Raw genomic sequence first — 10,243 nt, forward strand, 5'->3', positions numbered from 1 at the left:
ACTCTGGGCTGTACTTTTTTCGTTTGGTCATGAACACTCCTTATGGGCATATTATGCCTCTTTATGGATGTGTCCGTAAAATCTGGGTAGAACCCAACGCCAGCTTGAATCATCACGACATATTGGCATATCGTAGTTCATATTTGAGCATCTTAACTAGGAATAGACTCAATGAAAAAAGCTGACTACAAATCAGTAAAGGTCGTCACCGATATTACCTGCGATGTTTGTGGGGTTTCGGTGGTTCCTGAGATTCAAAAAACATATCACGAGAACCTGAAGGATTTCGATGAGTTTGCTGTGCTTCACGCTACATATGGTTACGGCTCAAATCATGACGGTGATAGTTTCCATTTTGATTTGTGTGAAACATGTTTTGGGGAGTTGGTGGATAGAATTAAGGAATTGAGGGCTTCTAATAGTTTTCAGTGAGTAAAAGTTGGCACGCCATACTTAGTCCTCATGATTCAGCTTATTTCAATCCCTCTTGATAGCTCTCTTAGAGCAATAGACTCGCTACAAAGTGGCTCTATTTCTCAATGCGCTCTAGAGAGTGCGCAGAAAGCGGTGTTGTTTTAGCTACATCAACGATCGATTTATAGCAAGTCTTAATGTCATCGACCGTCTTTTTACGTTCTTTGGAAATATTTTGTGAGCGTGGCATGGGATTGATAAAAACATCTTTAGCGTAATCCATTTCTTTATCTTTGCAGTCAATATATGTACTGACGCCGAAAGCCAGTTGAGGTGCGCCAGTTAAAACAAAGTATGTAGATATAGCCATAATAAAAGCGACTGCTCCAGCTAAGAATTTCATAGTAACCTCTTGGTTAAATCCTTAACCTCATATTACCGGATTTTGGTTCTTGATCAATTTCAATAGATTAATGAGGTGGGCCTAGAGTTGTAGAGAAATGTTCGCTCCTAGTACAATCCGATCGTCGATTAGTCGCACATTGCTGACCTTCGACTGTGTGCCAGAAGTGGGCGTTAACGCCGTAAATCACCGGCAAATTGGAGCAATGTGAGGCTTGTGCTATTAATAGAACAAACGAACGTTGCAGAAATTTGTCCGAGTGAATTTACCTTGTTATGCTTCATTTTCTCTATAGACCAGATTCGCTTCATATGATTCGATTAGTTTCTTTCGGTAATCGGGGCTCCACTGTTCTGTTTTATAAACCCTCTCTACAGAGGACTCATCGAGATTCAAGAAATTTTCTGCAATCTCATACCCTGATTTAGATAAATATGGAGTCAGTGGAGAGAAGTCACCCACTTGTTGTACTTTAATGGCAGATCTAAGCAACTCACAAAATGCTTTATCATCGCTAGCGAAAAAGAACTCGTCTGTGTCGCCCTTTCTTACCCATTTTCTAAAGAACTGATTCATAATATAAAGATCCCAAGTCATGTTCCATAGCGCGCTTTTGCGCGCTTCAACATTTGTCTTAGGATCGTACTTCATCATTCTTTTTAACGGCTTCTTACCGAACAAGACGATGGCGTAGATAGTTCCAACTAGTGACATTCTAAACTTGCAAATGAGCCACTCAAGGAATTTGAGAAGTTTTTTATTTGCAGGAATGTTGTTATCGAACTTTATATCAACGATAGATAGCAAGATTAAATACAGCGAGTCCCACTCAGTAAGTCTTCTATACTTTGTCAGCATCTCTCGTTTTTCATCGTGATTTATTTTGTGATCTGTCGCAATCTCATAGCTACTTTCGTAACCTAGAGCATATTTTGCTAATTTTTCAGTATCTGAGTTATTTATATTCTTGAACAATTCTAGATCTGGTAGAGCCTCATCGAGGTTAGACTCTTCATAATTGACCTTTTCATAAACGGCATAAGAAGGATCGATTTCTATATTTGATATTTGACAGAAAACAAGAAGTGCAGCAGCGTCTCTGTAGTTATCATTTGGGGTTTTCTTCTTATTCGAGTTGAGAAGGAATTGATAAATATTCAGATCCAAACCAAGTGTATATTTGGACCCTTCAAATTCTGAATTGTGGAGGTAGTTGCTAGGATTGTATAACTCCTCGCTATTATCTGTATTAAAGCTATGTACTATCCAACCTCTATTCGCCAATGAAACGGCAATATCTTCAATGTAAGCAGGCAACAAAAAGTAACTTGTGCTCATCAAATATCACCATTCTCTTATGAAACATAACGCCCAAAGCAGCGGCGCGCTTTAGCGCGTGCAGCCCGCAGGGCGATGCTGCCTTTGTTTGTTATGTGAGTCCAGGTTATGACTCACTACCTTTTTCTTGTTTGTTTTCAGGCTGAAAATCAGCCCACCAACCAACATGTTTGCAATCAGCACAAATTAGATCTTGTGTGTCTTGCCCCATAATTTTTTCTTTGTGTGGTGATTTGGTAGAGCCACATTTAGGACAAACAGCTCCAGCACGTTTCATAATGATTTCCTTTCTTAGTGTTTCAGCTTAATTCACATAACGCCCGGCTTTGGGGCGACAACAGTCGCTTGTTATGTTTGGGGACCCCACGTTGGCTACCCTTACTTATAAAATGTAACCTTCAAGCCATTTTTATTTTGCTCAAGGGTCTTTATCTTTTTACTTACATACTCAGGTAGCAAGTCTTTATTACCAAGATAGTAAGATTTACCTTTTTGAATAAGCGCCCCAGTGTCAACCAATGACTCAAAGTCTATTGGCTTTTCTAGCTCTTCCTTCAAACTTTCAAACTCTTCTCTACTCATAGCGACTCCCTTGAGAAACATAACGCTTGTAGCTGCGACAAATTGCGTGCGCAGCGAGTGATTTGTCCGACAGCCTACACTTGTTAACTTCAAAGCATGGCCAGCAGCAATGGAACCTTAGCCGCTAGGGTGGAACCAGCTGCTCCGCCTGCTGCAGCCTCTAATATTCTTTTTAAACTACCCAAGCATTCTTTCAATATTGCGCGCTTTGGTTTTGGTGATACCATCTGAGCTTCTATTGTGGCCACCTCCGAATTGAATTCAGCGCCTTCCTCTTCACCTAAGTCTAGATTACTTTGCTGGTCTTTCAGCTCTGCGACAAAGCTCTGCAGCTCCGTAATAAAGTCAGTCGAAAACTCTATGTTTTGGCTGCTTCCAATTGTTCCCTGTTGAATGTTTGATCCAATCATGGTTTCAACATTCAGTATATTAATTGGCATAAAATGTTCGGTGGGCTGGTCTGGGCGACTAATCGCACCTTCGATTTCTTTTATTCCTGCATGCGTTATCCTAACATTGGCGGGAAAGCCGCCCATAACTCTTGCTACAACCTTTAAAAGACCTTCACCTTCAAGATAATTTGCAATAGTTCTAATTTCGTCCTCTTGCCCATTTCCCATCCCAATTTGAGCCGCAGCTTCCACCCCGTTTACAAGGCTGTCGGTATCTGCGCTAGAAAGCTCGTACACCTTGTTCAGGTATGCAATCCTTAGGCGTTGCTTTTCTTTTAGTGAGTCGCTCATTATTTCTCCTGGGAAGTTAACACTTGTATATTGTGCGTGCGCATTTAGAAGCTCGTCCAATTGATAGTTTTCGGTTCTTAACTTACTGATCAAGCAGGCACTCCTGACTTGAAAGATCCCAAGTTAGCACAGGCAATGTGAGCATGCTCAGTTACACTCTACCGAGCGCACAATATCCAACCTTTATTTTTTGTTATGTCATTGACAGTAAACGACTTAAATACACAACACAACAACAAAACGCGCAATATTGCCGCAGTGAATGTGCCGTGCATCGTTGGCATCACCCACACTTACGAATAACGGGACAGCTAGTCACCAGTTGGAGTAATTTGAAAGTCAGAAGGTCCGTTGTTCGCTCATAACAGACTGAGTGTCGACTAGTTAGTACGGGCTTTTGCCAATTAGCATTGAGAGACTAAAAACATAGAGTATTTTTAATTTTCTCGTCAATTACCACATATGAACCATATCTATTCTGGAGAATACTCAAGTACATTTTTAACTATGTTAGATCCATATTTCATACAGAGTCTATTTATAAAGTCAGGCTCGATAGACTTAGCATAAGAAAGATATCCAGAAAGGCTTTGCTTTTCTTCGTCAGTCAAAGAGTCCCACTTAAAAATCAAGGAACGCACTTCTCTTTTTTTCTTTCTTCCAAGGCTGACACTACCTTCGCAGGTCAATACCAAACCTGTTACAAGTCTCCTACGACTTTTAGAGCTGTGATATGTTTTACTGGTATTTATTTTCAAATCATTGGGCAACTGAAGTTTTTCGACTATTTTGTAGACTCTCCTCTCAACCTCTTTAAGGACATTCCGAGTGTTGGTTGAAAAATACATATCATCAGCATACCTAGTGTAGGTAACACCTATTGAAGAACAAAAGGTACTCAGGCTATCATCGAACTCATAAAGAATTAAATTTGCGATAGAAGGAGAGGTGACAGCTCCCATTACTAAACTATTCTTATAGCAAACAAAATTTGTAAACATATCACTATCAAATCTATCCCAACCACTAAACTGATTTGATAGAGTTTTTTCGCAAAACTGAAATACGTCTTTAGATGAAATTGACTCGAAAAAAGATCGAAAATCCATACGTAGTAGAAACTTCTTCTCCGAATGTCTTTCGGCATTTCTTTTTATACTAGAGCCAGAAGAGTAAGCCATTGAGGCTGAGTGTACTTTTGAGTAGGCTAAAACATTATCATGCAAAATGCGCTGAAAAGCTTTTAGTTCTTTATGAGGGTGATATATTTTTCTTAGCTTGCCATTTTTCTTTGGCAAGTAAAAGCTTGAATATAAAGCGTTTGAGTTAAGGCAAGTCTCCTTTATGTAGTCTTCATCCAAAAGAGTCTTAGCTTTTATTAGTTCTAGAAGCAATTTAACTGACCTCTTCTAGGAATTTATTATATTCATCTATATATACTAGATGACTTAAGCACCGAGAGCGTATACGCTGAGACCTGTGGAGTAAACCTTTCATCGCTTTATTATTTTTTAAATTTTTTAGGTTTTTACAAAAATAATATACTTCCTCTTCTTTGCGCTTTTTATCGACTACCTCCAGAGCAACCGCCAAGCTTATTATGAACCTCACATGTGCGAGCTCTTGCTTTCGTGTTATTTTAAAAGCTCTTCTACAAACTTTCTGAATTACATCTTCAGTTATAGGGCCAATACAATTTATTATCTGAATAACTACAAAAAGTAGCTCTTTGTGATTTAATTTTAAATCACCATAGGTATTTTTATCTTTTCTAGATGTGTAAAATTTTGGACGCTTATAGTCCACCCGATCTAAAACATCAGGCATACACGTCAAGATCGAATCAAAGTTTGCAAAAATGCACGGGCCGTAGCGAGAGTCACGATTTACCCATCTTACAGGGCCTGTATTTATAAAGGATTCGTCAGACTTGAATCTTTTATCTAATACCGGTAATAACTTTTCTCTTAGAGGTTCCCCAGCTGAAAAAGCACCCAGCTCAGCCGCAGTACCAAAAGATTCGACAAGAATTAACACGATATCAGAAAACTCGGCTAACGACTCCTCTAGTGCTAACGCGTTAATATTACTTTTAAGTTCAACCATGGTTTCCCAGGCATACTCAGCCCTAAAAGTAACTAAATTTTCTGAGTGCCTTTTTATATACTTTTCAATATGTAATCGATTTTCACAGAATCTAGGATCCCCGCCACAGATAAATAGAATTTTCGGAGGCGATTCCTTTCCAAATAGATTCTGTCTTCTAGCTTTTGGGTCTGCCAACTTAGTATCGTCCCCTCCTCGTAACTCACTGACAAGCTCTTCAAAGGCTGACTGAAACTTAGGATGCTTTAACCACATATTCCCTTCTTGGTAAAAGCCCTTACATAAGGAGTGCAGATTGGCGTTGAAATTCTCGTGAGAATTTTAACTCCAATCTGTGCGACTGGTACTAAATAGAAGATCGATTTGTCCCGACTGGGACGAAGCGAGATTCTGTTTAGTACCAATAGAATCTCACACGATCTCTTCGGGTTGGCTATACACCAACCACAGAAGCCGTGAGAAGCTCACAACTTCAAACTAAGGGCTACGATCAATACTAATCGGACAACTATGTCATGTCTAGTTAATCCTCACCTGAGTATTGCAGCAATTACTACCAGCTCGAGTGCCGAGTAGTTTATCGTTATGAGAGACTAGCACACTAAAATGCGACCTTTGATCTGTCCGCTCCTCGCCCACAGCAGCCTGTCAGGTTAGTGCCAGGAGCGGACGTTAACGTCCGGCTTTGAGGCGGCCTTGCTATATCGCGTATCCACAGTACTCCGGCTTCCGAAATAGGGTGCGTTGCCTAGCTTCATCTAACCAAGAAAATTTCTCATGCAGTCCATGCGCAACAACAAGTCGTTCTGCGAGTTCGACTTTTTGCAAGAAATAGAGCGAACGCAAGATGTTGTATAGCGCATTTGTCTTGTCGAAAATATGGAAGTACTGTGACCTTACAGAGTCTTCTGAACTTAAGAACGAAGCCTTGGCTTCCTCAAGATCAAGCTCATAAACCCGAGTGTAGCTCTCCGAGAAGTCTAGATCACGCGCGAAATAAAACAGAGCCGACAAACCTGCCAGTTTTTCTGGCGTGAGATTGGACTTAACGGTCTCCCAAACCTCCGCACGTCTCTTGGTGTCGTTCACAATAGCTTCAAACATTTCGCCGGAACCCCACTCGCTAGCTTCAACTTCGGTTGGGACTTTATCAGATGGAAGGTCGTGGTGCTTAAACCAATAGCTGAAAAATTCTTCAATATAGGACTCTTCAACCCCGAGTAAAGGAATCGTTATCCCAATTGCCGGCGCGAGTTCAAAATGCGATTCGATGAGCTTAATGCTCTCAGAGAGTTCTTTGCTACCAATATTGAAGTGTTTCTTGAGAAATTCCTTAGTTGTACTAAATGAATCTGCCGCCCACGTTGTTCGAGGGGGAAGAAAGGATGCCATTTCGAACAGATTCTTTCGCGACAGTCGTTTTGTAAAAGACCCACATTGATATTCATCGCAAAGGTATTTATTTAAGCGATGTAAGTCATCCAAGGCTGCTTCTAGCTCCCCGAAACTGCGCTTCAATACTACAAAGTTGATGACCGCGACATCTACGAGATGCTTTTGACTCTCATTATCAAGTGGGTACCGAAATGTTTGTCCGGTGGCATCGACTTCGGCGAAGTCCTTGATCTTTGTATCAAGCCTTTTGATTATTGGGTCGTAGCGATCGTCGGCAGCTTGGGCCTTTTGAGCGAAGAAACTCCAAATATTTCCTATATCGTGTGAACCAGCCAAGTCGAATTGGAGGTTACGACATCTGGCTTTTTCGATAAGGATAAGTTCTGAAATTGTGCCTTTCAGGCGAAGTTCTAGTGAATGCCTCATATTGAAACAAACCGGATAAACCATCTCGTCAACCGAGTGCCCTAACCCCCGTTCACTAAGAACTAAGTCAATCAGAATAGTTGCTGCTTGGGAAAATCCTTTGGCGTAATCCCAGTACCCAGGGAAACCATTTTCGCCTACACATGCATTTGCCCAAGTGGGGGCACTACCAATGAAAGTTGTATTGTTCCTAGCCACTGCAGTCACCAAGCGATATAACGCCGCCAGCACGCGCGGCTTTGTAGTGGAAGCGAAGCCGTAACGGAAAAGCCGTCGCTGTGCCTGGCCTTGTTAAGCATCATTTGACTCCAAGCTCCTTTCTCATTTGCTGCACGATTTCCTCAAACAGCACTTGGGTTCTTTCGCCTTTTTCCTTCATCTCGCCAGATAGGCTCGCGCTTGGATTATTGATGTCCATTTGATCCAGGTTTCCCATTACGGAACACGATGAATCTATAAGCTCGCGCTGTATATTTACGTACTCGTTAACTTTTTGGAGAAGCTTCTCGGAACAGACCAAGCGCAGACCGTGAAGCTCTTGTGTTGCTTGAGTGAAGGATTTCCGGACATCTGCTGTAAGATTGTTCACCTCCTGATTAAGGCGAACCAACGGATCAGAAGACTGCCCCTCCGTAGTAAGAATTTCATTCATGCAGCTTGCATAAGTTTCGCTCATAAAGCGCTCGAAATCAGCATGACCAGACGAGGCAATCTGCTCTAATGCCTTTAGGTAGTGCTTGTACTCTTCATAACGTATCTCGAAGTTTCTTCGTTTCTTGTCATCCCAGCGCTTCAAAAGGAAGAAGATCAGCGGCCCAACAATGGCGGAAACGATGGCAGCGACAACCGCTGGCTGCAATATTGCCTCAACTGTCACTATTTCCCCCTGAAATGCTTAACATTTGCATATTGTGCGTGCGCACTTTGTACTCTCTTCAATTGAATAGTTGCGAGCTCTTAAGTTGCTGATTAAGCGACCATAGCTGCCTTTTAAATCGTCTGAGTTAGTAAAGTAATTTGAGCATGCTTAGCTGCATTCTAACGTGCGCAACTTATCTAACTCTAATTTTTCGTTATGTCATTGACAGTAAAAGACTTAAATACACAATACAATAACAAAACGCGCACTATTGCTGAGGTAATTGTGCCTTGCCTGGTTCGCGCCATCCAGACTTATTAATAACAGCGAGGCGAGTTACTCGTTAAATTAGGCAAAAAGCCCGATGGTCCGCTTTTCGCTCAGAACGGACCGTCCGGTAACACGACTATCCTTTAACTCCTCACCTTCGCGCGAGAAAGCTAGATATTTGGTGGCAGAAAATTTGAGCTATGCCCAAGCGTTCTTGTGAAACTTTCTTATTGCTGAACACTTGAGTCATTGAGCTCATAGTCATTCAAGAAGACCTTTTGTGATGCGCAGCCGCTAAGCATCATCAGGATAAGAAAAGGTGCGATAGCTTTCATATTCGACGTTCCCTGTTTCAATCGCTAACTGCAATGCTCGCTTATACCCTGCAACAATGGCTTTTCAACGCTGACAGACTACGCCAAAACGCTTACTTGAACTTATTGGCTGGTTGTTATTTCACGCGCAATCCAGTTTTTCATGATTGCAGCTAACTTATCGGGAGTCACCATGTGAATCACGTGCTGACTTCGCTGTATCGCGGCCACATCTGCGTTTTCCATTTGACTCACGAACCTGGCAATACCCAGGTAGTTCATCTTATTCAGCGCTTCAAAACAAGCCTGCCCGGGCTCTCCCACACCTAACAATAGATCTTCTGTCTGCTCCGGAAGATGATTTATTGAAATGGAGGGAACCGTGATACCTCTATAATCCGGCGTCACGTTGTCGTGCTCAAAAAGCTTGTTCAAAGTGTTGAGGTCGGCAAACGGCAGGTAGTTCCCGTCATCATCAAGCACCCGCTGTGTGTTATAAAAGCTTTCTTTATACTTAAATATATCAATGCTTGCCTGCGCAACATCAGGACAATGTTCTCCTATTTCAGGGATATGTTCATAAGCTTGCACTGCGTCGATATAGATGAGTCCGTTCACGCGTTCTGGAAAATGCTTACCCAGATAAGTGAGCTCAAAGCCTGCAAATGAATGACCTGCAAAAATAGCTTTTTCAATGTCTAAGCTGTCCAACGAGCTAATAATGTCCGTCGCCAGCCTCTCGATAGAAAAGTCCCTATTTTTGGGCGGCTCAGAATTTCCGTGCCCAATTCTAGTCAAGGCAACGACTCTAAAGTCGTCCGTGAAATGTGCCGCAAACTCATCATAGGTATGAGCGTTCATGGGCATTCCTGCCAGTAAAAAGAGTGTCGGCTTGTTATCGCCACCCCAGTCCAGCACCTCAAGCTTAGTCGCATCTTCCATCTCAATGAAAAATGCCTCGTGATTGGCCTCATCAACCCATTCGGCAAAAGCTAGAGGAGACATGAGAATATGAACAAATAAACCTATGAATATTCTTTTCATCGTTTTTCCTTGAAGACTTAAGGCGACACGCTCGCAGCATGCGAGAGTCTGCAGTAAAGGCGCAGTAATAACAAAAGCCGTCTGTACCTGGCATTGTTATAGCGCGCCGGTAGCCTTATCGATTATAAATCTCATCGTATCTGCGTTAAAAACTTCTCGTCAAAATCGCGTCGGAGATAATTTAAGCACTTGCGTAACGCCCCGCGCATGCGCGCGAACTTGTGAGCGTCGCAAGGGCCGCAGGCCCTGAATGCCGCGGATTGTTATATTTTTTATGCTACAAATCTCTTGGCAACATTGGCAACACGCTGCCCCAGATACTTTGCCGTTACTAAATCGATTGCATTTA

The 10,243-nt window shown here is 42.0% G+C and carries 11 protein-coding genes; 1 reads left to right on the top strand and 10 read right to left on the bottom strand.

What is annotated here, in order from left to right:
• Positions 1-171: 171 nt before the first annotated feature.
• The gene (locus DET62_RS14230) at positions 172-432 is read left to right on the top strand and encodes a hypothetical protein (protein WP_110014233.1); all 261 of its coding nucleotides are present in this window, start codon (positions 172-174) and stop codon (positions 430-432) included.
• A 97-nt stretch (positions 433-529) separates the two neighbouring features.
• Here DET62_RS14230 and DET62_RS14235 read toward each other — a convergent pair whose 3' ends face one another.
• From DET62_RS14235 to DET62_RS14275, 10 genes are all read right to left on the bottom strand, one after another.
• Positions 530-817 (bottom strand): hypothetical protein, encoded by a 288-nt coding sequence (locus DET62_RS14235; protein WP_110014232.1) that lies wholly within the window; start codon positions 815-817, stop codon positions 530-532.
• Between the two features lie 273 nt (positions 818-1,090).
• On the bottom strand, positions 1,091-2,155 hold the full coding sequence (locus DET62_RS14240) for a hypothetical protein (RefSeq protein ID WP_110014231.1): 1,065 nt from the start codon (positions 2,153-2,155) through the stop codon (positions 1,091-1,093).
• A 106-nt stretch (positions 2,156-2,261) separates the two neighbouring features.
• Entirely contained in the window at positions 2,262-2,432 is a 171-nt protein-coding gene (locus DET62_RS14470; protein WP_166635847.1) for a hypothetical protein, read from the bottom strand.
• Between the two features lie 101 nt (positions 2,433-2,533).
• Positions 2,534-2,737, bottom strand: coding sequence for a hypothetical protein (locus DET62_RS14245; RefSeq protein WP_133566314.1), 204 nt, complete (start codon positions 2,735-2,737; stop codon positions 2,534-2,536).
• Between the two features lie 89 nt (positions 2,738-2,826).
• Positions 2,827-3,573 carry a hypothetical protein gene (locus tag DET62_RS14250; RefSeq protein WP_110014229.1) on the bottom strand — a complete coding sequence of 249 codons (747 nt, stop codon included), beginning with the start codon at positions 3,571-3,573 and terminating at the stop codon, positions 2,827-2,829.
• A 380-nt stretch (positions 3,574-3,953) separates the two neighbouring features.
• The gene (locus DET62_RS14255) at positions 3,954-4,874 is read right to left on the bottom strand and encodes a retron St85 family RNA-directed DNA polymerase (protein ID WP_110014228.1); all 921 of its coding nucleotides are present in this window, start codon (positions 4,872-4,874) and stop codon (positions 3,954-3,956) included.
• A 1-nt stretch (position 4,875) separates the two neighbouring features.
• Positions 4,876-5,841, bottom strand: a complete 966-nt coding sequence (locus DET62_RS14260) for a retron St85 family effector protein (protein ID WP_181396976.1) — start codon at positions 5,839-5,841, stop codon at positions 4,876-4,878.
• 444 nt (positions 5,842-6,285) lie between these two features.
• Positions 6,286-7,605 carry a hypothetical protein gene (locus tag DET62_RS14265; protein ID WP_133566311.1) on the bottom strand — a complete coding sequence of 440 codons (1,320 nt, stop codon included), beginning with the start codon at positions 7,603-7,605 and terminating at the stop codon, positions 6,286-6,288.
• 100 nt (positions 7,606-7,705) lie between these two features.
• On the bottom strand, positions 7,706-8,284 hold the full coding sequence (locus tag DET62_RS14270) for a hypothetical protein (RefSeq protein WP_110014226.1): 579 nt from the start codon (positions 8,282-8,284) through the stop codon (positions 7,706-7,708).
• Positions 8,285-8,973: 689 nt separating this feature from the next.
• The gene (locus tag DET62_RS14275) at positions 8,974-9,894 is read right to left on the bottom strand and encodes an alpha/beta hydrolase (RefSeq protein ID WP_110014225.1); all 921 of its coding nucleotides are present in this window, start codon (positions 9,892-9,894) and stop codon (positions 8,974-8,976) included.
• Between the last annotated feature and the right edge of the window lie 349 nt (positions 9,895-10,243).

Origin of the sequence: Idiomarina sp. H2 (genome assembly GCF_004364275.1) — a bacterium.
Classification (GTDB): Bacteria; Pseudomonadota; Gammaproteobacteria; order Enterobacterales; family Alteromonadaceae; genus Idiomarina; species Idiomarina loihiensis.

Coding starts and splice junctions, on each gene's coding strand:
- DET62_RS14275 (WP_110014225.1), bottom strand. CDS start 9,894: ATGAAAAGAATATTCATAGGTTTATTTGTTCATATTCTCATGTCTCCT.
- DET62_RS14230 (WP_110014233.1), top strand. CDS start 172: ATGAAAAAAGCTGACTACAAATCAGTAAAGGTCGTCACCGATATTACC.
- DET62_RS14470 (WP_166635847.1), bottom strand. CDS start 2,432: ATGAAACGTGCTGGAGCTGTTTGTCCTAAATGTGGCTCTACCAAATCA.
- DET62_RS14235 (WP_110014232.1), bottom strand. CDS start 817: ATGAAATTCTTAGCTGGAGCAGTCGCTTTTATTATGGCTATATCTACA.
- DET62_RS14240 (WP_110014231.1), bottom strand. CDS start 2,155: ATGAGCACAAGTTACTTTTTGTTGCCTGCTTACATTGAAGATATTGCC.
- DET62_RS14260 (WP_181396976.1), bottom strand. CDS start 5,841: ATGTGGTTAAAGCATCCTAAGTTTCAGTCAGCCTTTGAAGAGCTTGTC.
- DET62_RS14245 (WP_133566314.1), bottom strand. CDS start 2,737: ATGAGTAGAGAAGAGTTTGAAAGTTTGAAGGAAGAGCTAGAAAAGCCA.